This window comes from Burkholderia sp. Se-20373 (assembly GCF_017104705.1).
In the GTDB taxonomy this organism is placed as follows: Bacteria; Pseudomonadota; Gammaproteobacteria; order Burkholderiales; family Burkholderiaceae; genus Burkholderia.
The window spans coordinates 14,844-40,335 of the sequence record NZ_JAAGPH010000054.1 but is presented as its reverse complement, the minus strand read 5'-3'; the positions used below and the strand labels follow the sequence as shown (position 1 = coordinate 40,335).

The 25,492-nt window shown below is 63.9% G+C and carries 23 protein-coding genes; 5 read left to right on the top strand and 18 right to left on the bottom strand.

Annotated elements, in window-relative coordinates; translation table 11 throughout:
- Positions 1–11 precede the first annotated feature (11 nt).
- Together G3N96_RS19145 and rhaM are read right to left on the bottom strand one after the other, a co-directional pair.
- Complete coding sequence (locus G3N96_RS19145; protein ID WP_206138128.1) at positions 12–911, bottom strand: amidohydrolase family protein; 900 nt, start codon at positions 909–911, stop codon at positions 12–14.
- A gap of 20 nt (positions 912–931) precedes the next feature.
- Positions 932–1,246 (bottom strand): L-rhamnose mutarotase, encoded by a 315-nt coding sequence (gene rhaM, locus G3N96_RS19140; protein ID WP_089476158.1) that lies wholly within the window; start codon positions 1,244–1,246, stop codon positions 932–934.
- Between the two features lie 133 nt (positions 1,247–1,379).
- Here rhaM and G3N96_RS19135 point away from each other — a divergent pair, with 133 nt between their 5' ends.
- Entirely contained in the window at positions 1,380–2,324 is a 945-nt protein-coding gene (locus tag G3N96_RS19135) for a LysR family transcriptional regulator (RefSeq protein ID WP_089476159.1), read from the top strand.
- Positions 2,325–2,353: 29 nt separating this feature from the next.
- Here G3N96_RS19135 and G3N96_RS19130 read toward each other — a convergent pair whose 3' ends face one another.
- The 5 genes from G3N96_RS19130 to G3N96_RS19110 form a co-directional block, all read right to left on the bottom strand.
- Positions 2,354–3,136 (bottom strand): SDR family NAD(P)-dependent oxidoreductase, encoded by a 783-nt coding sequence (locus G3N96_RS19130; protein WP_012363568.1) that lies wholly within the window; start codon positions 3,134–3,136, stop codon positions 2,354–2,356.
- A 20-nt stretch (positions 3,137–3,156) separates the two neighbouring features.
- Positions 3,157–4,335 (bottom strand): L-rhamnonate dehydratase, encoded by a 1,179-nt coding sequence (rhmD, locus tag G3N96_RS19125; RefSeq protein ID WP_089476160.1) that lies wholly within the window; start codon positions 4,333–4,335, stop codon positions 3,157–3,159.
- 30 nt (positions 4,336–4,365) lie between these two features.
- Complete coding sequence (locus G3N96_RS19120) at positions 4,366–5,694, bottom strand: MFS transporter (RefSeq protein WP_089476161.1); 1,329 nt, start codon at positions 5,692–5,694, stop codon at positions 4,366–4,368.
- Between the two features lie 76 nt (positions 5,695–5,770).
- Positions 5,771–6,523: an SDR family NAD(P)-dependent oxidoreductase gene (locus G3N96_RS19115; protein ID WP_174985377.1), complete on the bottom strand. Its 753-nt coding sequence runs from the start codon at positions 6,521–6,523 to the stop codon at positions 5,771–5,773.
- Entirely contained in the window at positions 6,520–7,383 is an 864-nt protein-coding gene (locus G3N96_RS19110) for a fumarylacetoacetate hydrolase family protein (RefSeq protein WP_206122696.1), read from the bottom strand. Before G3N96_RS19110 ends, G3N96_RS19115 begins: the two co-directional genes overlap by 4 nt.
- 579 nt (positions 7,384–7,962) lie before the next feature.
- Here G3N96_RS19110 and G3N96_RS19105 point away from each other — a divergent pair.
- Positions 7,963–8,454, top strand: a complete 492-nt coding sequence (locus tag G3N96_RS19105) for a hypothetical protein (RefSeq protein ID WP_206138127.1) — start codon at positions 7,963–7,965, stop codon at positions 8,452–8,454.
- Between the two features lie 165 nt (positions 8,455–8,619).
- Here the strand turns inward: G3N96_RS19105 and G3N96_RS19100 are convergent, their stop codons facing one another.
- The 4 genes from G3N96_RS19100 to G3N96_RS19085 all read right to left on the bottom strand — a co-directional run bounded on the left by G3N96_RS19100 (position 8,620) and on the right by G3N96_RS19085 (position 13,302).
- Positions 8,620–9,684, bottom strand: coding sequence for a porin (locus G3N96_RS19100; RefSeq protein WP_241022722.1), 1,065 nt, complete (start codon positions 9,682–9,684; stop codon positions 8,620–8,622).
- A 238-nt stretch (positions 9,685–9,922) separates the two neighbouring features.
- The gene (locus G3N96_RS19095; protein ID WP_206138126.1) at positions 9,923–11,374 is read right to left on the bottom strand and encodes an aldehyde dehydrogenase family protein; all 1,452 of its coding nucleotides are present in this window, start codon (positions 11,372–11,374) and stop codon (positions 9,923–9,925) included.
- Between the two features lie 29 nt (positions 11,375–11,403).
- Positions 11,404–12,198 (bottom strand): class II aldolase/adducin family protein, encoded by a 795-nt coding sequence (locus G3N96_RS19090; RefSeq protein WP_206138125.1) that lies wholly within the window; start codon positions 12,196–12,198, stop codon positions 11,404–11,406.
- Between the two features lie 141 nt (positions 12,199–12,339).
- Positions 12,340–13,302 (bottom strand): LysR family transcriptional regulator, encoded by a 963-nt coding sequence (locus G3N96_RS19085; RefSeq protein ID WP_206138124.1) that lies wholly within the window; start codon positions 13,300–13,302, stop codon positions 12,340–12,342.
- 172 nt (positions 13,303–13,474) lie between these two features.
- On the opposite strand from G3N96_RS19085, the gene G3N96_RS19080 reads away from it, so the two are divergent.
- Together G3N96_RS19080 and G3N96_RS19075 are read left to right on the top strand one after the other, a co-directional pair.
- A complete protein-coding gene (locus G3N96_RS19080) occupies positions 13,475–15,145 on the top strand; it encodes a GMC family oxidoreductase N-terminal domain-containing protein (protein ID WP_206138123.1) in 1,671 nt (556 codons plus the stop codon).
- A 67-nt stretch (positions 15,146–15,212) separates the two neighbouring features.
- Complete coding sequence (locus tag G3N96_RS19075; RefSeq protein WP_089430852.1) at positions 15,213–16,160, top strand: MBL fold metallo-hydrolase; 948 nt, start codon at positions 15,213–15,215, stop codon at positions 16,158–16,160.
- A gap of 113 nt (positions 16,161–16,273) precedes the next feature.
- Here G3N96_RS19075 and G3N96_RS19070 read toward each other — a convergent pair whose 3' ends face one another.
- The 4 genes from G3N96_RS19070 to G3N96_RS19055 all read right to left on the bottom strand — a co-directional run bounded on the left by G3N96_RS19070 (position 16,274) and on the right by G3N96_RS19055 (position 20,050).
- Complete coding sequence (locus G3N96_RS19070; protein ID WP_206138122.1) at positions 16,274–16,420, bottom strand: hypothetical protein; 147 nt, start codon at positions 16,418–16,420, stop codon at positions 16,274–16,276.
- A gap of 293 nt (positions 16,421–16,713) precedes the next feature.
- Positions 16,714–18,426 carry a methyl-accepting chemotaxis protein gene (locus G3N96_RS19065; RefSeq protein ID WP_206138121.1) on the bottom strand — a complete coding sequence of 571 codons (1,713 nt, stop codon included), beginning with the start codon at positions 18,424–18,426 and terminating at the stop codon, positions 16,714–16,716.
- A gap of 671 nt (positions 18,427–19,097) precedes the next feature.
- The gene (locus G3N96_RS19060; RefSeq protein ID WP_206122605.1) at positions 19,098–19,403 is read right to left on the bottom strand and encodes a hypothetical protein; all 306 of its coding nucleotides are present in this window, start codon (positions 19,401–19,403) and stop codon (positions 19,098–19,100) included.
- A gap of 296 nt (positions 19,404–19,699) precedes the next feature.
- On the bottom strand, positions 19,700–20,050 hold the full coding sequence (locus G3N96_RS19055; RefSeq protein ID WP_206138120.1) for an FxLYD domain-containing protein: 351 nt from the start codon (positions 20,048–20,050) through the stop codon (positions 19,700–19,702).
- A 1,431-nt stretch (positions 20,051–21,481) separates the two neighbouring features.
- Between G3N96_RS19055 and G3N96_RS19050 the strand changes: the two genes are divergently transcribed.
- Positions 21,482–22,591 (top strand): polyamine ABC transporter substrate-binding protein, encoded by a 1,110-nt coding sequence (locus G3N96_RS19050; RefSeq protein ID WP_206138134.1) that lies wholly within the window; start codon positions 21,482–21,484, stop codon positions 22,589–22,591.
- Positions 22,592–22,738: 147 nt separating this feature from the next.
- Here the strand turns inward: G3N96_RS19050 and G3N96_RS19045 are convergent, their stop codons facing one another.
- From G3N96_RS19045 to G3N96_RS19035, 3 genes are all read right to left on the bottom strand, one after another.
- The gene (locus G3N96_RS19045) at positions 22,739–23,290 is read right to left on the bottom strand and encodes a DNA-binding protein (protein ID WP_206138119.1); all 552 of its coding nucleotides are present in this window, start codon (positions 23,288–23,290) and stop codon (positions 22,739–22,741) included.
- A gap of 44 nt (positions 23,291–23,334) precedes the next feature.
- A complete protein-coding gene (locus G3N96_RS19040) occupies positions 23,335–24,582 on the bottom strand; it encodes an MFS transporter (protein ID WP_124578794.1) in 1,248 nt (415 codons plus the stop codon).
- Between the two features lie 298 nt (positions 24,583–24,880).
- Positions 24,881–25,210 carry an H-NS histone family protein gene (locus tag G3N96_RS19035; protein ID WP_027792132.1) on the bottom strand — a complete coding sequence of 110 codons (330 nt, stop codon included), beginning with the start codon at positions 25,208–25,210 and terminating at the stop codon, positions 24,881–24,883.
- Positions 25,211–25,492 lie beyond the last annotated feature (282 nt).

Below are 25,492 nucleotides of genomic sequence, written 5' to 3'. Positions count from 1 at the left end.
CGCTGGCACCGCTAGATGCGGTAGATGCGCTCGGCGTTGGCGACGAACAGCTGCCGCCGCTCGTCATCGCTCGCGCCTGCGACGATGCGCGCATACGCTTGCCACAACGCGTCGTACGAGCCGAACAGCCTGTCGACCGGAAAGTTCGACGCGAACATCGCGCGCTCGACGCCGAAGGTATCCAGCGTCTCGAGCACATACGGACGCAGGCTTTCCACGGTCCAGTGATGATCGAACATCGCCAGCCCGCTGATCTTGACCGCCACGTTCGGGCACGCGGCCAGCGTTTTCAGGCCCTCGCGCCACGCGCGATAACCGGCAGGGCTGTCGCGATCGACGAACATTCCGGCGTGGTTCAGCACGATCTGGATGTCGGGATGCACCCGCGCCAGATGCGCCGCCTCGTCCATCTGCGACGGATAGAGCTGCAAGTCGAACGACAGGCCGTATCGCGCAAGCAGTCCGAAGTTTTTCCGCCAGACCGGGTCGCGCAGGTAATGCCGCTGAACATAGCCGTACAGCGGGTTGTCATGCACGTTGAGGATCTGGCGAATGCCGCGTGCGTTTGCGAACGCAGCATGTCCGGCCAGCGTTGCCTCGACATCCGGTACGCTCAGATCCGCCGCGGCGACGATGCCGTTCGGCCATCCGGCAGCCCGTCCGTCGCCAGCATCGGCGAGCGTCTGCAGCCAGCGCGTCTCCTCGACCGGGTCGGCCGGATCGTGATTGGCTTCGACGTGCACGATCTTCACGATCTCGATCTCGCCGGCATCGCTCAACAGATCACCGGGCAGGTAGTCGTGCTTCAACAGCAGCGCATCGCCGACGAACGACGTTTTCGGATGCTCGAGCCACGGGTAGTGGTGCGTACCCAGCGACCAGAAGTGCACATGGGGATCGATGACTTGCATGCGGTGTCTCCGTGTGCGGGTCAGGGAAGATAGAACATCGGGACCAGCGGCTTCTGTGCCGGCGCGCCGTCCGAACCGGTGGCCATGATGTCGGCCATGAAGCCCCACCATTTGCGCATGACGTCGTCGGTCACGAGCTGGTCCATCCGGTGATCGCGTTCGCGCTTCAGCACGGCAAACAGATGGTTGGTCGCGTCGTCGAGAAAAATCCAGTAATCGCGAATGCCGGCCTCGTGAAGCGTCTCGACCAGCTCGGGCCAGATCTCCCGGTGCCGGCGCCTGTACTCCTCGCTCTGCCCGGGATTCAGCACCATCCGGAAGGCGATCGTCTCCATGTTTGAATCTCCGTCGTGTCATGCCGTTTTTTGTGCGCCAGTGGCGTATGGCAGCGACTATAATTCCGCCACCGATAACAAACCAATCCGTATTCGTGATTGGGCGATCCACAAACCGAATCGCATTCCTCACATGAGTCCGCACGACGTCACCGTCTCGCTCGTCAACCGCCTGAAGTTCAAGCACCTCGGGCTCCTCGTGGCGCTCGACGATACGCGCAACCTCCATCAGGCCGCGGACGAAATCAACGTCGCGCAACCGAGCGCGAGCCGCATGCTGGGCGATATCGAGGACGCGTTCGGTTTCCGGCTGTTCGAGCGCAACGCCCGCGGCATGTCTCCTACCGCGCTGGGAGAGGTCGTGCTCACCTACGCTCGCCGCGCACTGTCCGACCTGACCCGCTTCGCCGAGGATCTCGATGCGAAGCGCCGCGGCGGGCACGGCCAGCTCACGGTCGGCGCGATCATGGGCGCCGCACCCGACGTACTGGCACTCGCCGTCGCCGCACTGAAAACCGAGCGCCCACTCCTCAGCATGCGGATCCTCGGCGAGACCAGCGATCAGATCGTTCAGCTCCTCTACCGACGCGACGTCGACCTTGCACTGGGCCGACTGACCGCATCGCTCCAGCACAACGACTTCAGCTTCGAACCGCTCGCACGCGAGACGCTCGTGCTCGTCGTACGTGCCCGACACCCGCTCGCCGGCGTGTCCCGCGTGTCGCTCGACGAACTCGTCGCATGGCCCTGGATCGCGCAACCGGTCACGAGCCCCGCGCGCGCGATCCTGGAAGAGGAGTTTGCCCGCGCAAACCTGTCGACGCCCGCCAACGTCACGGAATGCGGCTCGATCTTCGCGACGCTGCAACTGGTCGGAACGTACGACGCGGTCGCGATGCTTCCCGAATCGGTCGTGCGCGACCACGTGCGTGCGAAGCTGCTCGTCGCACTTCCGATCGAAATCGGCAAGAGCCTGCCCGGCTACGGGATCCTCACGCGCAAGGAGGAACCGCTGGCCGAGCCCGCGGTTCACTTCATCGCGCTGCTTCGCCGCTTCTCGCAACCGGTCGCGAACTGATCACGCGGGCCGCGAAGGCGGCCCCTCGCTCACTGCAGGTTCACGAACATCCCGCCATCGACCAGTAGCGCGGCCCCCGTCACGTAGCGCGCCCGGTCGGACGCGAGGAACACCACGCAATCGGCCACGTCCTCGGGCTGGCCCAGCCGGCCGAGCGGGATGCGCTTCTCGAAATAGCGCCGCTTGTCTTCGTCCTCGAGATCCGCTGCGTTCAGATCGGTCGCGATCGTCCCCGGCATCACGGAATTGCAGCGAATGCCGTACGGGCCGAGCGCGATCGCGCACGACTGCATCAACGAATGCACACCGGCCTTCGTCGGCGTGTAATGCGTCTGCATGCCGCCCCCCACGAGCGCGCTGATCGAACTGGTTGCGACGATCGCGCCCCCCGTTCCCTGTTCCTTCATCTGGCGTGCGACCGCCTGCGTCACATAGAACGCACCGTTCAGGTTGACGCCGATCGTGCGCTCCAGGACCGACGGAGGCATGTCGAGAAATGCGTGAAACGGACAGATGCCGGCGTTGCTGGCCAGCACGTCGACCTTGCCGAACGCGTCTACCGCATGGCGAACCAGGTCGATGCCGGTTTGCGGCAGCGCGACATTGCCCTCGATTGCAATCGCGCGACGACCCGCGCGCTCGACTTCGGCGACGACCTCGGCAATGGCGGAGCGCCGCCCATACGACGCGTCGTTGTCGCCCCAGTAATTGACGACCACGTCCGCGCCTTCACGCGCGCTGGCGACGGCGATAGCCCGGCCGATGCCGCGCGAGCCCCCAGTGACGATGACGACCTTGTCTTCGAGCAGCACCTTGTTTCTCCTCGTTGCGTTCAATGCGTGTACGGACGAACCAGCGCGCATTCGGGATTGAGCCGCACGCCGAATCCCGGCCGGTCCGGCACCTTCATCCGCCCGTTGACCGGGACCGGCTCATCGAGCAACAGCGGCGTGAACATCGGTACGACTTCGTCCGCCTTCGGTGCCATCATCAGGAATTCCGCGAACGGCGAATTGTGGCGCGTCACGACGAAATGGTAGCTGTACACCGATGAACCGTGCGGCACCACCATCACGTTGTGCGCGTCCGCCAGCGCCGAGATCTTGATGAGCTCGGTGATCCCGCCGCACCAGCCGACGTCAGGCTGGATCAGGTCGCAACATCCCATTTCGAGCAGCATGCGGAAGCCCCAACGGGTCGCCTCGTGCTCGCCCGTCGACACCATCATGCCGCGCGGTACGTTGCGCCGCAGTTCCGCATAGCCCCAGTAGTCGTCGGGCGGCAGGCATTCTTCGATCCACTTCAGGCCGTATTCGTGGGCGGCGTTGGCGAGACGCGTCGCATAGCGCACGTCGAGGCTCATCCAGCAGTCGAACATCAGCCAGAAGTCGTCGCCGACGCGGTTGCGCATGTCGGCGAGTTTCTCCAGGTTCTTACGGAGCCCTTCCTCGTTCTCGGCCGGACCGTGCTGCAACGGCATCTTGCCGCCGATGAAGCCCATCTGCTTGGCGAGATCCGGACGCGCGCCGGTCGCGTAGAACACCAGCTCGTCGCGAACCGGGCCGCCAAGCAGCTGATAGACCGGTTCGCCACGCACCTTGCCGAGCAGATCCCACAACGCGAGATCGACGCCGGAGATCGTATTGAGCACGACGCCCTTGCGTCCGTAGTAGAGCGTCGCGTAATACATCTGGTCCCACATCGTCTCGATGTCGGTCACGCTCCGGCCTTCGAGGAAACGCGCGAGATGCTTTTCGACGATGAACGCACCGATTTCGCCGCCCGTCGTGACCGCGAAGCCCACGCTGCCGTCGCTCGCTTCGATCTCGACCACGAGCGTGCCGAGGACGTTGATGCCGAACGACCGTCGGCTCTCACGGTATTCCGGGTAACGCGACATCGGCGTGGCGATGTGGTCGTCGATCCAGTGTCCGTCGTCCTGATCGTGATAATCCGCGCCGCCGCCGCGAACGGTGAACGCACGCACATGCTTGATGGTGGGCATGGCCATGAAGAATAAGCTCCGAATGTTTTGGCTGGGTTACCGCATGCGCTGGACAGGCGGTTTGAATGGTTCGGCGGCAAGGCCGACGGATCGACGCGGCACGATGACCGCAATCAGCAACGCTGCCAGCAAGCTGGCAAGCGCGAGCACCTGCAGCCCGGCCGCGCCTGCACCGAACCAGCGGTCGGCCCATGCGCGCAGTGTCGGTGCGATGAATCCGCCCAGGCTGCCGAGTGAATTGATGAGCGCGATGCCGCCCGCGGCGGCCGCCCCGGTCAGGTCGCGCGCGGGAAACGTCCAGAACAGCGGCTGGGCGGCAATGAAACCGCTCGCGGCCGCGCACAGCCCGGCGAGCGCGACGAGCGGCGCAGGTGCAATGCCCGACAGCGCAATGCCGGCGGCGGCACACACGAGCATGACGATCGCCCACTTCCGATGTCCGCTCGAGCGTTCCGCCAGGCGCGGTATCCACCACGCGGCGCCGAGCGCGCACAGCCACGGCACTGCGGTGACCAGCCCGACTTCGAAGCCGACATGTCGGCCGAGCAATGCGCCGACTTGTTGCGGCAGGAAGAAGATCACGCCATACACGCTTATCTGGATCAACGCATAGATCGCCGCATAGGCCAGCACACGCGCATTCGTCACCGCAGCCATCACGCTGCGCGGGCCATGTTGCATCGCGACCTTCGCATCCTGTTCGATCGCGTCGACCAGCACGCGGCGAGCCGGCATACCGAGCCATTGCGCGTCGCCCGGCGCATCGTCGAGATAGCGAAGCGCCCATACGCCGACCAGCGACGCCAGCCCGCCCTCGACGATGAACATCCAGCGCCAACCGGCCAGGCCGAATGCGCCGTGCAGATCCAGCAACCACCCCGACAAGGGCGCGCCGAAGATGAACGCGAACGGCGCACCGAAATAGAACACGCCGATCGCGCGGGCCCGTGCCGATTGCGGAAACCAGTTCGTCAGGTAATAAATGATCCCCGGGAAGAACCCTGCTTCGGCAACGCCTAGCAGGAACCGCAATACGTAAAACGTGGTTGCGCTGTTCGTGAATGCCATTCCCGCCGACACGAGCCCCCACGTGACCATGATCCGGCACATCCAGATTCGTGCCCCGACCCGATGCATGATGAGGTTGCTCGGCACCTCGAGCAGCGCGTAGCCGACGAAGAACACGCCTGCGCCAAAAGCGAATGCCGCATCGGACAGGCCGGCGTCGCGTTGCAGCGCGTGCTGGGCAAAGCCGACATTCGTCCGGTCGAGAAATGCGAGGACGTACATCAGCAACAGGAACGGCAGCAACCTCCGCATGACCCTGCCGACCGCCTGCTCGACAGCGGGTTGCGTCGCGTTCATCGTGGTGTCTCCTTGTCCGGGCGGTCGATCCGCCCTGTATCGTGCGACCCGCTTGGCGCGGGTCGGCTACCGTCGATCAATAGGTGGCGCGACCGCCCGACAGGTCGAACACGGCCCCGGTGCTGAACGCGCAATCCTCGGACGCGAGCCACAGGATCAGCGACGCGGCCTCGTCCGGCATCAGGAAGCGGTTCATCGGGATCTTCGACAGCATGTAGTCGATATGCTGCTGCGACATCGAGTCGAAGATCTCGGTCTTCGCTGCCGCGGGCGTGACCGCGTTCACGAGGATCCCGCGGGTCGCCAGTTCCTTGCCGAGGGATTTCGTGAGGCCGATCAGGCCGGCCTTCGAAGCACTGTAGTGCGATGCGTTCGGATTGCCTTCCTTGCCGGCCACCGATGCGATGTTGACGATGCGGCCGTAGCCCTTCTCGAGCATGTGCGGCACCACGGCGCGGCACGTCAGATACGAGCCGATCAGGTTCACGTCGATCACGCGGCGCCAGACCTCGGGCGGCAGTTCCCACGTCAGGCCGTTGCCCCCCGTGATACCGGCACTGTTGATCAGCACGTCGATCGCACCGTGGCGCTCGAACGTGGCCGCGGCCGCGGCGTCGACGGACGCTTCGTCGGTTAGTTCAACGACGACGGTCGATACGGTGCCGAGTTCCGACAGTTCATGCTGGCTGCGCGCGAGCCGCTCCGCGTCGACGTCCCACAACGACACCGCCGCGCCCGAGCGCAGTGCCCGCTGCGCGACCGCATAGCCGATGCCGCGCGCGCCGCCCGTGATCACGACCACCCGGCCGCTCAGTTCGATCTGGTTCATCGTGCCTCCGGCATACGTGCGGCAACCGTGCGTTGCTGCTGCTCGCCAAGTCCGTCGATACCGAGCCGCATGGTCTGGCCCGCGCGCAGAAAGACCGGCTCCGGCTTCTGTCCCAACCCGACGCCGGGCGGCGTACCGGTGGAAATCACGTCCCCCGGCTGCAGGCTCATGAACTGGCTGATATAGGACACGAGCGTGGCGACGTCGAAGATCATCGTCCGCGTGCTGCCATCCTGGTAGCGCTTGCCATCGACCTCGAGCCACAGGCGCAGCGACTGGGGATCGGGGATCTCGTCGCGCGTGACGAGCCACGGGCCGAGCGGGCCGAACGTGTCGCATCCCTTGCCCTTGTCCCACTGCCCGCCACGCTCCAGCTGGTACGCACGCTCCGATACATCGTTGACGACGCAGTAGCCGGCGACGTAGTCCAGCGCACGTTCGCGCGACACATAGCGCGCCTCGCGACCGATGACGACGCCCAGTTCGACTTCCCAGTCGACCTTCTCAGCGCCCGGCGGAATCTCGACGTCGTCGTGCGCGCCGACGATCGCGCTCGTCGCCTTCATGAACAGTACCGGCTCCGTCGGGACGGCCATGTTCGATTCCGCGGCGTGATCCGAATAGTTCAGGCCGACGCAAATCATCTTGCCGACCCGGCCGACACACGGGCCGATCCGGGCGCTGTCCGGTGCGAGCGGAAGCGACGCCGCATCGAGCGCCGCGAGGCGGCGCAGGTTGTCGTCGGAGAGCGCGTCCGACGCGATGTCTTCCACGTGACCCGACAGATCGCGAATGCGACCGTCCCCGTCAATGACGCCGGGTCGCTCCTCGCCCGGCACACCAAAGCGCACCAACTTCATGCAATGTCTCCTTGTGTGGATTGAATGTCCTCTGCAGCGCCTATGTTGGAGCGCCAGCAATAGCGGAACAATCCGAAATTTGCATGAAGTGATAGCCAGATCGAATCAAGCAGGAACGACCCAGCCGCTGGCGGTGAGCCCACGAGCTTGCCCGACGTCAGGCCTTTCGAAAGAAAAGGAACGTAGTGATTGTTCCCTAAGTCCCACACTTCCTCTAGATCGCCGGGGATAGGACGCATGCGTGACTCTCGCTGGGTCTGTATCGACTGCGACGCGGAACATTTTCGGAAGATCACGGGCTAACGGCAGCGTACGGGACGCACATCCAAGTATCCTGCGATGCGCCGCTGTGAAGCGGGCGATCACCGCCTTGCGGGATCTCGCAATTTACTATCGGATACCGATTTGGGGCGCGCTCAAACAATCAATGGACGACGCGCGGCAGTACTTTCGCGGCGGGCTTTGGCAAAACGCTAATCCGAGTGTCGTGCATGGGTGCCCGAGGGCGATGCCTGCCGGTCTATACGACGACCTGCTAACCAATTGGAGATTGTTGGTACAGCCAGGAAAAGATATCAAATGGCTGCACTGGCGGCGACTCTGGACGAAACTGTGGTCCAGGTTCGCCCTACCATACGCCGCCCGATCTTGCCATTTCTCGCGCAGCCAATGGTTGAACTCGCCCTCGGAGCTAGTTTGGAAGACTTGTTCACGGGCTGTCACAACCGCCTAATCGTCCGACAAGCTGCCTTCGATTCGTCGAATTTGCCAAATCTATGGCGGACCGACAAAGGCGAGACAACACACTCAGCCTTACAAAGTCTTTACGTGCACTATGACCACATACGAGAAGTTTGTCTGGACGGATTTTGTGTAGCGGAACGAATGGTGCGCCGCGATGGTCTAGAGAAGCTACTTAAACGAGCCGCCGATGGGTTTCCTGTCGGCCTTGCCGAAATCACGCGCATCTACGCGACCGAAGCGTTTGTCCGGGGAATGTTTAGTCGGCAGAAGGTGTGCCACACTGCACACAGAGACATAGCGCGTACCGCTCCCCACCGCAATATCTAAGATCGTGGCTGTGGCACCGCAGAACCCGTTAATTGTCAGTGGTAAGCTCACCAAGCTGTCCGGCGACCCAGCAATCACCGATTCGGTCTGCGCTAGCATCCCGATAGCGCAATCCGCGCGGCCCACTCCATCAGTGACAGGCCAATCGCTATCGGGGTTGGACATTCAGAAGACCGTGCGTACACCTGCCCGCAACACTGATTGCCGCGCGCCCGACGATGCCGTGAACGTGCCGCAGATAGACGCAATGACGTCCTGGCCGCCGCTCGCCTGCTGATATACGGCGCTCATGTAGATGTCGGTCTTCTTCGACAACAGGTAATCGACCGTGATGCCAGCCTGATTCGAATGATTGCCGGTCAGTTGCCGGCTGCCCTTCGCGTACAGGTAGTTCGCATACGCGAAGAAATCCGGCGCGAACCGGTACAGCCCGCCGATCTCGTAGGTGTCGACGTGCGCGCCCGTCAGCGTGTTGCGCGTATTCACGTACAGCGCGTCGAGCGCGAAGTCGCCGAATGTATAGCGTCCGCCCGCGCCGGCATTGCGGATGCCGAGGTGCCCGTTGTCGATTCCCTCTTCTTTCGAATACGTGTACGCCGCATCCAGCCGCAACGGCCCGTTGTCGTAGGACACGCCGAAGCTCGACAGGCTGTTGCTGCCGGTCTGCCCGGCGATGTTGCTGAAGCCATACAACGCGCCGAACCGGAACCCGCCGTAATACGCGGACGTGAACTTGATCGCGTTCGGTGTTGCGCCCCCGCCCGCCGTACGCGTGTAGTCGAAGGTGCCGAGCGCCGCGCCCAGTTTCGAGAACGGGCCGCCCGGCAGCTGGTACAGGCTGACATACGAAATCTCGTGCCCCCAGCGATGCAGCGACAGGTTGTCGAACATGTAGTCGAACTGCCTGCCAAGCGTCACGGTGCCGTACGGCGTGACGATGCCGACATAGGACTCGCGTCCGGACAGTGCGCCGCCGCGCACCGTGCCGCTGTTGATATCGGGCTGCGACGCCATGAAGACGAGCGCCTGGAACCCGCCGCCGAGATCCTCGACCGTGCGGATCCCGATCAGGTTGGGCGCCTGGATGCCGGACATCGCCTGAACCAGCGCCTTGCCGCCCGAATTGCTCACGTACGAAATGCCGTTGTCGACCAGACCGAACAGCGTGACAGAACTCTGCGCGTGCACGTGGCACGACACCATCGCCAGCGCGACGGCCAATGTCTTCATTCTCACGGATGCTGTCTCCAAACCGTCAGTGTCCGACGCGCCGTTCGCATACGAGCGAACCGCACGCCGGCCTGTCATTTTTATTAGTAAAACTATCTAATCGGCGCGTGCGGGATATGTGTTCCCCGCTCGATGCGCCGCCGTGGGCCGGGTTACCCGGCGTCGACTGATGGATCGCGAGCGCCGTCGCCGGCCGAACCCGTCGATGACGGGAACGACCGGCGGCGAGTCGCGCCTGCTACAGCATCACGTTGATGACCTTCTTCTCGACGTAGCTATACATCTCCTCGATCCCCTCTTCCCGGTCGACGCCGCTGTTCTTGAAGCCGCCCCATGGCACGCCGAGGAAGTGCGTGTTGCTGCCGTTGACGAACACGCTGCCCGCACGGATGCGACGCGCGGTGTTGAGCGCCTGCCGGATGTCGTTGGTCCAGATCGCGGCCGAGAGCCCGTATTCCGTGTCGTTGGCCATCGCGACCACTTCGTCGACATCACGCCATCGTGCGACCGACAGAATCGGGCCGAAGACTTCCTCGCGCCACAGCCGCATCTCGGGCGTGACATCGGCATAGACGGTCGGCTCGACCCAGAAGCCTTTTTCGAAAGCGTGCCCGGGCGGGCGGCGGCCGCCCGTCATCAGCCGCGCGCCATGCGTCTGCGCCGGGTCGAGAAAGCTCATCACGTGTTCGTAGCTCTTGCGCGAATTGATCGGGCCCATGCCCGTGTCGGGCAACATCGGATCGCCGACGCGAATCGCGGCCACGCGCTCGACGACACGCGCGAGCACGTCGTCGTAAATGTCGTCGTGCACCAGCAGCCGCGAATTGGAGCCGCACGACTGGCCCTGCCATGAGAAATTCATCCCGCGCACCGCGCTCTCGGCCGCCGCATCCGGATCCGCGTCCGGAAACACGATCATCGGATTCTTGCCGCCCAGCTCGAGCGTCACGTGCTTGACACCCACTTCCGCCGCACTGCGCTGGATCGCCTGCCCGGTCGGCACGGACCCGATCAGCGCGAGACGCTTCACGTCCGGATGGCGCACCAGCGCATCGCCGACTTCCGCGCCCGTGCCGTTGACGATGTTGAACACGCCGGCCGGCAATGTCTCACGCGCGACCTCACCGAGCACGAGCACGGACAACGGCGACGTTTCGGGCGGCTTCACCACCACCGTGTTGCCGGTCACGAGCGCGGATGCGGTACGCGCCGCGGAGAACATCGCCGGATGATTGAACGCGGCGATCCGGCCGACGACGCCGTACGGCTCGTACACGGTCATGTGCAGATGGCGGCCGGTGGCCGGGATCGTCTCGCCGTGCAGCCCGTGCACGAGCCCCGCGTAATAGCGCAGGCTGCGCACCGTCTCGTGCATGCTCGCAAGCGTCGGCACGTAGGTGTTGCCTGAATCGAGCACCTCGATGCGTGACAACGCCTCCGCGCGTTCGAGCAAGCGCTCGCCAAACCCGCGCAACAGTTCGCCGCGCTCCTCGCCGGTGCGTTCGGCCCACGCAGGCCACGCGCGCTGCGCAGCGTCTACTGCACGCGCGACGTCCTTGCGCGAACCGGCCGGCGCGCGGCCGATCACTTCCTCGGTAGCCGGGTTGATCGACTCCGTCCACTCTCCGGTCTCGCTGCCGACCAGTTCTCCGTCGATCAGCAAATGGCCGGTTATCCACTGCTCGTCCATACTCGTCTCCTCGATGATTCGATCGCCGGTCAACGCGCGCCCGTGTGTTGCTCGAGCTGCACGCGCCGCTTCCAAAGCGCCCACGGGCGTTCCACCTGCGTTTCGATGTTCGCGCACGCGGTTGCGGCTTCCTGCTCGCTCAGATAAACCACGTCACCCAGTTGCAGCGCCTCGATCTGCATCCGCGCATTCACTTCCGCGTAGACCGCGCGATACACGGCCTGCTTGAGCGTCGGCGCGACCACGGTCGAACCGTGACCGCGCATCAGCACGAACGCCGCACTGCCGAGCCGCTGCGCCAGCGCCGCGCCGAGCGCGTTGTCGCGCACGAGCAGGTCCGTCGCATCACCGGCGGTATCGCGAATCTCGAACACCGGCGTACCCGCGCCAAGAAATCCGCTCATGTGGCACACCGGCCGCAGCGGCGTGCGTTTCGTGATACTGAACGGCAGCACGGTCGGCGAATGGCTGTGCACGATCGCGTGCACGTCCGGACGCGCCTTGTAGATCTCGCCGTGGATGAAACGCTCCAGATAGACGGCGCGCCCGCCGGCATTGACCGGCACGCCGTCCAGCGTGAATTCGACGATGTCGTCGATGCCGACGGTGCCCGGCGCCATGTTGCGCGCCAGCAGGAAACGCTGCGGATCCTTGTCGTGACGGACGCTGACGTGACCGAAGGCATCGACGATGCCCTGGTCGAACAGGATGCGGTTCGCGCAGACGAGATCCTCGACGAGCGCGGGATCCGGCGCATCGGCGGGACGCCCGGCATCGTCCGCATACGCGGCTGCGCCGCCGGATTGAAGATGAAGAGTACACATGGGTCGGCCTGTTTTCGGGTTGACTGGCAGTGCGCACGCCCGCTTCGCGTCGCGAGGCGGACCGTCAAGCACGCAGCCAGCTTAGAACCGGGTCGACCATAGGTCTATTAGCTATTGATCGCCATACAAATAGCCACCAGACTATGAATTCGCGATGCGCTCTGCCGCGCCGGCTGACGCGGAATCGACGATGAATTCCACGAGTTCGGCCTGGAACGCCGAAAAGCGTTTGTCGTCGCGGTGCACGAGATAGATCGGCACCTTGATCGCGAGATCAGGGCGATCGAGCACGACCAGTTCGCGCCGCTCGACCTCTGCGCGCACCGCTGACGCGAACATGAAGCTCACGCCGAGGTTCTCGCGCACCACTTGCTTCATCGCTTCCGGATGCCCGAGTTCCATCACGACCTTGCGATGCTCGAGGCCGCGCTCGCGCAGCAGCGCCTCTTCGAGCTCGCGGCGCGGCTGGTTGCGCGGCGTGCTCACGAACGGCACGCGGCGCAGGTCGAGCTCGCGGGCCGGCTGCGCAGCCCACGGGCTCGATGCGCCGCACACGAGCAGCAGTTCGTCCTCCCACACTGGAATGGTCGTCAGCCCTTCGAGATCCTGATTGGCCGCGATCAGGATGACCGCGAAATCGCAACCGCCGACGCGGGTCGCATCGACGGCCGCCTGCGGCGTCAGGATCTGTACGGTCACGAGCCCGTCGGGCTGTCGTCGGTGGAATTCGGCGAGCAGCGGCGGCATCGCGTAAGAGCCGATCGACATCGACGTCGCGACGGCCGCGTTGCCCATTTCGCCCTGCTCGAGACCGGCGAGTTCGCGCTCGACCTCGCGGGTGCGCGTGATGACCTCGGTCGCCCAGCGATAGATGCGCTCGCCGGCTTCCGTGAGCGCGATGTTGCGGCCGGCGCGCTTCACGAGCGCATAGCCGAGCCGCTTCTCCATGCTGCGCACATGTGCGGTTACGACCGGCTGCGCGATGCACAGGCGGTCAGCTGCGCGCGTAACGCTGCCGAGCTCCACCACGGTGCAGAACACCTCGAGCTTCTGAAAAGTGAGATACGAATCGAATCCGCGCACAGCTCCCTCATTGATAGTCATTCAAGTATTGAATGGCGACGCAATACGTATTGGAAGATATATTTTAGGTTACACACAATCGAATAAACCCACAACCGAGAGGCCTACGTTCAGGCCCAAATGGAGACATCATGGTTCATTCGACGCTTGTTCCGGCCATACGCCTGGCCCCTCCGCGTGACGAGGTGCTGCGATGAAGGCCGCCACATACGACTACGTGATCGTCGGCGCCGGCTCGGCCGGTTGCGCACTGGCCTACCGGCTCGGCGAGGACCCGAACGTTCGCATCCTCGTAATCGAGGCCGGCGAGCAGGATCGCTCGCCGTACATCAAGGTGCCGCTGACGTGGGGCCAGATCCTGAAGAACCGGCTGTTCGACTGGGGCTATTTCACCGAGCCGGAAGCCGGCATGGACGGCCGCCGGATCGAATGCGCGCGCGGCAAGGTAGTGGGCGGCTCGTCGTCGATCAACGGCATGGCCTACGCACGCGGCGCGCGGGAAGACTACGAAGGCTGGGCCGACGAATTCGGCCTGACCGACTGGTCCTACGACGCGGTGCTGCCGTACTTCAAGCGCTCCGAATCGTGGGAGCGCGGCGAATCGGCGCTGCGCGGCGGCCGCGGCCCGCTCACCGTGATCCGGCTCGACTATCGCGACCCGTTGGTGGGTGGCTTCCTCGACGCGACACGTGCCTGCGGCTATCCCGAGAACGACGACTACAACGGCGCATCCGTCGAAGGCTTCGGGCCGATGCAGGCCACGATCCGCAACGGCCTGCGCTGCAGCGCCGCGGTCGCCTACCTGCGCCCGGCGCTCGCGCGCGGCAACGTCACGCTGGTGACGGGCGCCCTCGCGAAGCGCATCGTGCTCGATACCGACAGAGGCACGCCGCGCGCCATCGCGATCGAGTATCGCCGAGGCGAATCCGACTACCGCGCCGATGCGCGCCGCGAAGTCATCCTCTGCGGCGGCGTGATCAATTCGCCGCAACTGCTGATGCTCTCCGGCATCGGCGCGGCCGACAGCCTGCGCACGCACGGCATCGCGTCGACGGTCGAATTGCCCGGCGTGGGCACGAACCTTCACGATCACATCGTGTTCGACCTGCGCTGGAGCCGCAAGGAACCCGGCCCGCTGCACCGGATGATGCGTGCCGATCGCATCGCGTTCGACGTCGTGCGCACGTTTGCCGGCGGCAACGGCTTCTCGAGCACGATCCCCGCCGCCGCGCTTGGCCTGGTCAGGAGCCAGCCTCACCTGCCGCTGCCGGACGTGCAGCTGATCCTCGCGGCCGGCGCGATGAACGCCGCGCCCTATTTCGAGCCGTTCAAGCATGCGTATGCCGATTCGTTCGCGATCAAGGGCATTTTCCTCACGCCCGAAAGTCGCGGACGCGTGTCGCTGAAGTCGGCCGATCCGGCCGAGCATGCGCGGATCGAACAAAACTTCCTCGCCACCGAGAATGATCGCATCGCTGCGCGGGAGATGTTCCGGCGCATGCGGGAAATCGGCGCGCAGGCCGGACTGCGCCCGTTCATCGACGCAGAGATCGCACCGGGCCCGCAAGTCCAGAGCGATGCAGATGTCGACGCGTTCATTCGTCGCATCGCGATCACCCTTCATCACCCGGTCGGCACGTGCCGCATGGGCCGCGACGACGATCCGGCGGCCGTGGTGGATACGCAGATGCGCGTGCGCGGCGTGGCCGGCTTGCGGGTGGTCGACGGCTCCGCGATCCCGCGCATCATCCGCGGGCCGACCAACGCGCTGATCATGATGATGGCCGAACGCGCGGCGGATTTCATGACCGGGAAAGCCGTGCCGGTGCCGCAGGCGCAGGCACGCGCCACGGCACGGATATAGACAGTCGCGCGCGGGGCAGCGCACCACGCCCCGCTTCGATTCATTCCAATTCATTCAGGAGACACCGATGACCCATTCCTGCGGGCATGCGCATTGCCATGCGCACATCACGAATGCCGAACCGCATGCTTTTTCCCTCGCGCTCGGCAACGTCGAAATCATCCGGCTGTACGACACGACGCTGCTCGGCGAAACCGCGCAGAGCTGGCTGCCGGACTTCGACCGCGCACGCGTGGCGGAACACGAGCACTGGCTCGCGCCGACACACTACGATCCCGAAAGCGGCCGCATCCCGATGCCCGTGCACAGCTGGATCGTGCGGACCGGCCGGCATACGGTGCTGATCGACAGTTGTATCGGCAACCACAAGGAGCGGCCGGGGCTGCCGGAAATGCACCGGCTGTCGACGCGCTATCTCGACCGGATGCGCGCACTCGGCATCCAGCCCGAGGAGATCGACTACGTGATGTGCAGCCACCTTCACGCCGATCACGTCGGCTGGAACACGCAGCTCGTCAATGGTGTGTGGGTGCCGACCTTCCCGAACGCGCGCTACGTGATCTCGCAGGTCGAGCACGATCACCTGGTCCGCGCGATCCGGGGCGAAGGCCCCGCCGGCCCCGCGTGGTTCAGCCCGATGTACAACGACAGCGTGCTGCCCGTGATCGAGGCCGGCCAGGCCACGATGTTCGACGACACCTACGAGCTCGACGACACGTTCCTGATCCGCCACGCGCCGGGCCATTCTCCGGGTCACGTGCGCATCGAGCTGACGTCGCAAGGCTCGCGCGGCGTGTTCAGCGGCGACATGCTGCACTCGCCGATCCAGATCCCGTTCTGGCAATGGAGCAGCAAGGTCTGCGACGATCGCACGCTCGCCGCGAAGAGCCGCTTCGAGCTGCTCGCGCATTGCGTCGAGCACGGCGCACTGCTGCTGCCCGGTCATTTCGAGGCACCGCACGCAGGGCATATCGTCGATACAGCCGGCACGTTCGGCATCGAGTTCCTGCGCTGACGCACGCACGGCCGCGGCTGCCGCGGCCACGTCTCGCCAACCGACGATTTCGTCCCGCGGATGCGCCTTCCGCGAGAAACGCGCTACGTCGCGTGTGGCTTCGTAGTCGAGCATCAGGCAGTCGCGCGAAACGCGTGGTTGCCGATCGCGGTCGTGATGCTGGGCAGCGCCGCGCCCCGACGCACCATCGCATCCGCGTTCGCCTGCGGTAACTGCGTGCCGCTGAGTTGTGGGGTGCCATGCGTGATCATGCGGAACACCGCCCCTTCAGTTCAGCGTGGATTCCATTGCCGTCTAGATACATACACAAGAATAAAGGTGGATCTAAACTGACCCTAGCCCACAAAAGGGTCCCATCTGAAAGTGGAAAATTCCGGCATGGCGTTGTCATCGAGACCAGGAGGTCATGCCGTGAAGAAGAGCAAGTTCACCGAGGAACAAATCGCCTACGCGTTGAAGCAGGCCGAGCTGGGCACGCCGGCCGCGCACCGTTCCGGCAAGATGGCTATGTGATTATCAGTTCTGTCACAAATTGTCAGGTGCTAAGTCGTGGTCAGAATGCCGTCCAATCCGCGTTCGACGCGTTGGTGCCGAGCGGCGTCGGGGTGCTTCCGCTGCGCCCAACCGTGGTCGCACGGCGCGGAGCCTTGCCGCGATTCCCAACTAACACGTGCCTCGGGGCGGAACCGGCCGCATGGGATGGTAACTTTGCCTCGCACGTCCCATCGAGCCGGAAGAACGCGATTGCCTCGGTGAGCAACCGCCCGTGGTCTTCGAGCGACTTCGATGCGGCGGCCGCCTCCTCGACCAGCGCCGCGTTCTGCTGGGTGACCTCATCCATCTGCTCGACTGCTTGGTTGACCTGCTCGATGCCGCGACTCTGCTCGCCCGAGGCTGCAGCGATCTCTCCCATAATGTCGGTCACCCGTTTGACCGCCCGCGTCACCTCGGTCATCGTACGGCCCGCTTCCCCGGCCAGTTCCGAACCGTCTTTGATCCTCTGCACGGAGGCCGTGATCAGATCCTTGATTTCCTTGGCCGCCCCGGACGAGCGCTGTGCCAAGGAACGCACTTCGCCGGCGACCACCGCGAAGCCGCGACCCTGTTCGCCTGCGCGAGCCGCTTCCACTGCTGCATTTAGCGCAAGGATGTTCGTCTGGAAGGCGATGCCTTCGATGATGCCGGTGATGTCGGCAATCTTCGACGAGCTCTCTCTGATACCGATCATCGTCGCGGCCACTTGCCCCACCACGTCATTCCCCCGGTGCGCGACCTCGGATGCAGACGCCGCCATCGCGCTGGCCTGCCGTGCGTTCTCTGCGTTCTGCTTCACGGTGGAGGTCAGTTCCTCCATGCTCGCGGCAGTTTCCTCAAGAGACGCGGCCTGCTCCTCTGTTCGCGACGACAGATCTTCGTTACCTGATGCAATCTGGCTCGACGCGGTGGCGACCGTATCCGCACTGGCGCGCACTTCTTCAACCACCCGTTTGAGGTTTTCGCTCATGTCGCGCAAAGCATGCAGTAACTTACCTGTTTCGTCCCGGGATTGCGGGTCGATGTGAGAGGTTAGATCGCCGGCCGCAACCGTCTGCGTAATGCGTACCGCCTCGTTCAGCGGACGGGTGATCGAACGCACGATAGCGTAGGCAAAGGTGATACCGATAAGGAACGCGACAGTGCCGAGCATTAACATCGACACGCGCGCCTCCGCGATGTTTTCACGAGACTGAGCTCCAGCTTCAGTTACCCGGGAATCCTGTTGTTCAACCAGTGCAGCGACAGACTGCTGGAGGTCACTCAGGATTCCTAATGTATTGCCAGTCATCAGCGCAACCGCCTTGTCGTGCTGCCCTGATGCCAGTAGCTCCGACACATTGCCGAACGATTCGACATACGCCGCGCGAGTAGTCTTGACTCTCGCGAGTAGCGCTCTGCCGTCCGCGTTGTCGACTTGCTGGTTAAGCCTATCGAGAAGGGCGGTGATGGCGGATTTGTTGATGTCGATGCTCTGGCGGATGACAGAGAGCCTGACCGGATCGGTCGTGATGAAGAGCTGCATCGTCAACGCCGCATTGGCGCGAGTCAACGTGTTGATGTTCTGTGCCGCCTTCGCTTGCGCCCACCCGCTGTTGATAATCCTGTCATTTATCCGTTCGATCCCCTCCAGACGCAACTGCACGACGGCAATCAACGTGACTAGGAGCGCAAGCACAACCAGAAACCCGGTGCCAAGGCGCATTCCAATATTCCAGTTTTTCCAGTTCATCCCCTTGCCATCCTGTCTTGATGTTACCGTAATCGGCCAAGATCGTTCGCGTATCCCCAGCCCCACCTGTCGAATTCATGTAACGTATCCCTTCATGGAAGAAGATTCGTTGCCCAGATCGTCAGATACCTGTTTCCATCGTCGAACATCCCGCGCGAGTTGCGCGATCTTGCAGACGCGCCCGTGTTAGTCTGGATTTTGCGACAGCACTGCTGTGCATATCCGCAATGCAACGACCGCGGATCCAGCATGAACCACTCTGGTATCGGCACCCGATCGCATCTGCTACAGGAAGCCTACCCGTCAACAACGAGAAACCACACCGCTAGTTAGCCTGGATAAATTGTCTGGAAGTCGGGTGTTTTTCCTGAGTCCTCCGGGCGAGCGCCGATTTCTGCGCGCCGTCGGACGTGAACAGAAACTCGTACTTGAGGAGATCCGTCGTTACGTCTCGCGTCCTGTCTTGTATGTCGGCCCAAAGGGAAGAGAGTTGACCCGTAACCTTTTACGCAAACGTTTTACTTAGGGAATGCGATTACCCACGCTAATTCCTGCATCCTGGTCAGGAACAGGTGGCGGCGAAAATTCGGACAGGGCGCAAAGTGGAACGGCTGGGGTGATCTCAGCTGCGCCACCTTGCGCGTGTGCGCCCAGGGCGGCACAAAATCCATTTACCGCCCGCCGCGCTTGTCGTCGTATTCGTCAATCTTGAGCACCCATCGCAGGCACGGGCGATCGCCGGCGTGGCCAGCGCCCCAGTCGTCGACAAACCGAAGTCCTCGCCACTGCTGCCGGTCGTAGCCGGGCCTGAGCTCGCGCACGCTGACTTCGCGAGATTCTCCAGTCTTCGTGCTCGTCTCGACGAGCATACGATCGCCGACGCGCTGCCCGCGGAGCCGATATACGGCCTCGGCGATCTCCATCAAGCGTTGCACGTCGGTTGGTGCTTGCAGGCGATAGCGCGGCGCACCCAACAAGCGCCGCTCGAATCGGTCGACCGGCGTGCTGCACCGTTGCGTAGTTCCGCTTCATACGGCAGGCCCCTAGACGTATCGACCGGGAACACCTCGCGCTCGACGAAAACCTGCTCCTGCCAGATCCTGAGCTGGGCAAGGTTGAGGATAGGCGCTAGGCGAAGACGTTTTTCATTGCTTTTTTGTAAGCGGGATTGCGGTCTAGCGCGTCCATCAACTCCGCAATCGCGACTGCACGCGCGTAGCCGCGCCGCTCATTGAATGCTACGGTGACGAGTGCTTGATCATCCAGCCTCCCGTTACTGCCCCGGCACGGCCATAATGTTGCCCAGCTTGGCGGATGCCACGTTCCCTGTCGACGTGATGTACGGCGCGGCGAACCGCCACTTTCCATCCTGCGCCACGCCCATGGCGGCATCCTGGGCCGTAGCGATTTGCGTACCCTCGCCATCCAGAATCGAAAACTGGACGACCACAGATTCCAATTTGCGGCCGGAGGTGTTCGTGAGAACCCCAGTCACACGCCCGCTTCCAGCCTGCTCTTTTACGAGAGTGACATCCGATACGGGAAGATCGTGAATTACCTGTGCCTGAGCAATTGAAGAAAAGCATGCGAGCGCGAGACTCGCGCAAGCCATCATGGACTTCATAGGTAGCACCTTTACATTTTTGTTTGCGAAGACCGCAAGAATGTAAACGGTGCTGAAAGAAAAAACTTTATGCGGACTCAGGTTCCGCGCTTATCGTCGATATCGAACCCCGTCGTCCACCAGCAATCACTTCTGGCGGCTACCCCCCGGCTTTCGTTGTCCATGGCCTCCGCGAATTGCGTACCGATCGTGACGCCTTGAGATGCACGTCCCGAAACGAAGGGGAGCATAGCCCTTGCTATGTTCCCCTCCAGCGCTCGCGATTAAGCGCCACAACGTCAACGAGATGTCACGCAGTCCCGTGAGTCTGTCCTCGCCTCAAACGAGGCCCATGTCGAGCCGCTAGTTTAGTTGCCACCTCATTACCCCATGCTCCGCCCTTCGTCTTCTGTCACCCCCGGGAGAGCGCCAACGTCAGGCCATTCAATCTGCTCGCATTGAGTGGCATTCCAACTAGAAAGTATTATGAAAGGATGTTGTCTTTCTTTGCCACATCGGCTTAGTGCGTACATTAACTTAGAAGTACAAATCACTTTTCTCGACGAAAAACTTTTTCACGTCCCTGCCGACTCTTAAGCCCCTCCAACGCAGGGGGACATAAAACATATTGAGATCAACTGGTTACGTCATTTTATCACATTGTGAAATACGAGGTGCAGGCTTTTTTGCACATTTCCACACCATTCCTCTAAGTGCGACCTTTTTTGTATGTCGACACCTCGCCATCACACCCGGACGCGTTCATCGGCCTTCGAACGCCTAGGGAAAATCCGGAGACATCCTTACAGCGATTTACCTGATGATTCATGGAAGCGTCATGTTGCGGCGATTCAGGTGTTCGCCAAGCTTTCAATTCGCGTCACGCAGCCGATGCCGCCGCGCGGCACATGCGATGACCGAAACCTGGAACGGCAGCCGCCGGCCAATCGTCAGGTGTTCAATACTTTCAACAACCCGGTCGAGAGTAATCGTGAGATTCCGTGGCCCGCTGGTGCGGTGGAGACGAGGCGATGCGCGAAACCTGCGCGCTACGATCGCGTCCCCCGACGACAGTGGCAGCGGGCAAAGCCCTCGCCTGCCGCTGTCGATCTACACCATCCTGTCCCGCCGCTCCGTCCGCCGTCACAACGCCGTTGCCGCGCGGGCGTACGTCGCGATCCATACCGACGACGTGGCATCGCTGCTGCCTTAGCGCCCCGCCACTTTCCCTGACTCCGTTCGACCCATTCGCCGTGTCACCCGACCGGTGACGGGATCGGCTCGCGCTGCGTTTCCGTGCGCCGGCGCCTAATCGAACGGACTCCTGATCGCCGTGTACCACGCTCGCTCGCCACGAGTGACGGTCGCGCACGCCCGCTTCATCCGATGAACCATCGCGCCACGACCCGCGACTCGCGGATCGACACGCGCACCGAAATGGAAGACCACGTCATGCGAATCCGCACGCTTCGCCGCGCCCTTGCAACCGCCGCCATCCTGTCGGCTGCCGCGGCCGCCGGCACGACCGCCCACGCGGCCGGCGAACTGAACATCTACAACTGGTCCGACTACATCGCGCCGGACACGATCCCGACCTTCCAGAAGCAGACGGGCCTGCACGTCCGCTACGACAACTACGACAGCGACGACACGCTGCAGGCAAAACTGATGTCGGGGAATTCCGGCTACGACGTCGTCGTGCCGACGTCGAACTACATGGCCAAGCAGATCCAGGCGAGCGTCTACCAGCCGCTCGACAAGTCGAAGCTGCCGAACCTCGCGAACCTCGATCCGCTGCTGATGAAGATGGTCGCCGATGCCGATCCGGGCAACCGGTACGGCGTGCCGTGGGCGTACGGCACCGACGGTATCGGCTACAACGTGCAGGCCGTGAAGAAGGTGCTCGGCGACAAGGCGCCGGTCGACAGCTGGGCACTGGTGTTCGATCCGGCCAACATGGCGAAGCTGAAAAGCTGCGGCGTGTCGTTCCTCGACCAGGCCGTCGACGTGTTCGCGGCCACGCTGCAGTACATGGGCAAGGATCCGAACAGCACGAACCCGGCCGACTACCGCGCCGCGTACGAGGTGTTGAAGAAGGTGCGCCCGTATATCACGCAGTTCAACTCGTCGGGCTACATCAACGATCTCGCGAACAACGACCTGTGCGTGGCGTTCGGCTATTCGGGCGACGTCGGCATCGCGCACCGTCGTGCCGCCGAAGCGAAGCGTCCGTACGAGATCGGCTTCGCGAACCCGAAGGAAGGCGGCCTGCTGTGGTTCGACATGATGGTGATCCCGAAGGACGCGCCGAACCGCGACGCCGCGCTGAAGTGGATCAACTACGTGCAGGATCCGAAGGTCAATGCCGGCATCACCAACGCGGTGTTCTATCCGACCGCGAACAAGGCCGCGCGCCAGTACGTGAAGCCCGCGATCGCGCGCGATTCGTCGGTGTATCCGCCCGACGAGGTGCTGAGCAAGATGACGCTGCTCAAGCCGATGCCGCCGGAGATTCGCCGGCTGCAGAACCGGCTGTGGGCGCAGTTGAAGACGGGGCGCTGAACCGCGCGGCGCGGTAACGAATCGTGCCGCCGGCGGCTGGCGCGCGCCGGCGCCACGCCGTCGCCTCGCAACCGGGGACATCGCATGCCTGGGCGCCGACCTGCCACGCGCGCGTCGCAACGACAGTAGTCGGACCGGCCGCGCGAACTATCGCAACGCCTGCTCCGCCGAAAACGCGTGTTCCACGAAGCGGATCACGTCGTCGAACGACGACGTGCATGTGGCCCCCGCCGCGAGCTCGCGAAACGCACCGTCCGGCCCGAAGCAGATGAGCGGCTTGCGCCAGCGCCGCGCGAGCGCGATCTCCTCGGCCGTGCCGTGGCCGCCCGGCAACGCGACGATCAGGTCGCTGCTCAGCACGTTCACGTAGTTGCGGTTGATCGTATCCGGGGCGGCGCCCGGCTCGCGGCGCGGCAGCGGCGTGAGGATCGGGATGTCGACGAACGGATGCGGATAGCCGTCGAGCGGCACGAAGCCCGCGAGCGGATCGGCCTGCGTCGGCAGGATGCCGATCGACCGGCCGGCCCGCCCCGGCACGCCGGCGAACGCGCGCGCGACCGCCAGCATCACGCCCTGCCCGCCGCCCGTCAGCAGGTTGAAACCGGCCTGCGCGAGCCAGGCGCCGAGCGGCTCCGAAAACGCGAGCCACGGCTCCTTGCCCGAGCCCATCACGCCGATCGTCTTGTTCTTCTGTTGCATCGTGGTTGTGAGTGAAGTCGTTGGGTAGTGCGCGCTGACCGCGCTCATTCGAGCTCGACGCCCTTGAGCTCGGGAATCAGGAACACCGTCGCGACCATGTCGAGCACGTAGAGGCCGGCGAGCAGCGCGATGGCCGTCTGGAACGAGTAGTGCGCGGCCAGCGCGCCGACCGCGACCGGGCCGAAGCCGCCGACCGCACGGCCGATATTCCACAGCACGTTCTGCGCGGTGGCGCGTGCGGCCGTCGGATAGCCTTCCGACATCAGCGTGCCGTAGCCGCCGACCATCCCGTTGACGAACATGCCCATCAGCGCCCCGGCCCACAGCATCGCGGTCGGGTCCGACAGCCGCGCATACGCGAGGACCGTCACGACCGCGCCGAGCTGGTACAGCAGGAACGTCGGCTTGCGCCCGATGCGGTCGGCCAGCTGCCCGAACACCCAGACGCCGATCATCATCCCGACGACCGTCGCCGCCGTCCACAGCCCCGACTTCGTCAGCGAGAAGCCCATCTGTTTCGACAGGAAGGTCGGCAGCCAGATCATGATCCCGTAGTAGCCGAAGTTCTGGACCGAACACAGGATCACGATGCCGACGCTCGTGCGCGCGGTGCGGCCGTCCGCGACGAGCAGGCGGAACGCGTTGGCGTTCGGCTGCGCTGCGCGCTGCACGAACGCTTCAGGCTCGTGCAGCCGGTTGCGCATCGCCCATGCGAGCAGCGCGGGCAGCACGCCGACCACGAACATCCCGCGCCAGCCGATGTGCTGCAGCAGGAACGGCGTCAGCAGGGCCGCCAGCAATACGCCGGCCTGCCAGCCGAGCGCGACGTAGCACGACACGCGTGCGCGCTTGCTCGCCGGCCACGCTTCCGCCGCGAGCGCCATGCCGATCCCGAACTCGCCGCCGAGCCCGATGCCCGCGATGGTGCGGTACACGAGCAGATCCTCGAAGCCTTGTGCGAACGCACACAGCCCGGTGAAGATCGCGAACAGCAGGATCGTCCAGGTCAGCACGCGCACCCGCCCGTACCGGTCGCTCAATGCCCCGAACAGGATGCCGCCCGCGACGGCGCCGATCAGCGTCCACGTGACCAGCGCGCCGCCCTGCCCGGGCGTCAGATGCAGCGCCGCCGTGATCGCCGGCAGCATGAAGCCGAGGATCAGCAGGTCGAAGCCGTCCATCGCATAGCCGATCGCCGATCCGGCCAGCGCTTTCCACGCGTACGCGCCGACCTGCTCCACACGCGGGGCCGGCGGGCCGCCGAGCGTCGAAGATTCTATGTTTGCTGCCATGGTGTCCTGCCACGATTGTCCGGCGACATTTTAAAGCCTGTGCCCGTGAGCGACGGGCCGGCAGCCCCCCGGTGACGAGGGTTCGCGCGCGCGTCGGCGCCCGCCTGCGGGACGGCGAGCGGGAATGGGCGGGGAATGAACGGGAGGAGAAAAACGGCGATCCGGTGTCGGCGGCGAAGCCGGTGATGTCGCGGTCAGGCCGGACACCGGATGAAAGACAGCATGCTGGCGGAGTGTTACCGGCCGGCCCGCTGGCGCGAACCGGACGGCGCCGGGCGGCCTCGCCGCCCGGCCGGCTTCAGCCTTGATCGTCTCCGGGCCACCAGGTCTTGGCCTCGCGGTCGACGGCGAGCGTATCGAGATCCTTGCCTTCGAGCCATTTCGGGCGCGGGCCGCGGCCCGACCACGAGCGGCCGGTCGTCGGATCGTAGTACTTGGCGGGCGCCTTGCGTTTTCGCTGGACGATGTAACCGAGCGCGCTCAGCACTTCCTGCTGCGAAATTCCCAAAAGCTCGACCTGTTCCTTGAATGCCGCGAGCGCGGCCTGCTTCTCCTTCTGCTTCGCATCCGACAGCTTGATGTTCAGGTCCCGAAGTTGTGCTTCGAGTTCCTGCAGGGCCTGGGTCATGTATTCATCCTCTTTGGGCATGTTTTCGCAAAAAGCTCCGATGGCGGAACCTACCACGAAGTTCCGCCGATGGGGGCTGTCAAATGTCCGAATCGTTTGCCGGAGCCGGCATGGCTTGCGCGATACGCACTAAACGACGTCGTGCGTCAATCAATGGCAGACAGGACCGGGCCGGCAACACGCAGCCCGCCATGGACGAAGGCACGGCGAACGGCTGCGGCAAGTAAGCGTCGCACCATGGCACTGGCGCGGCATGGCGCGAATGATAGCAGTGCTCGGCGT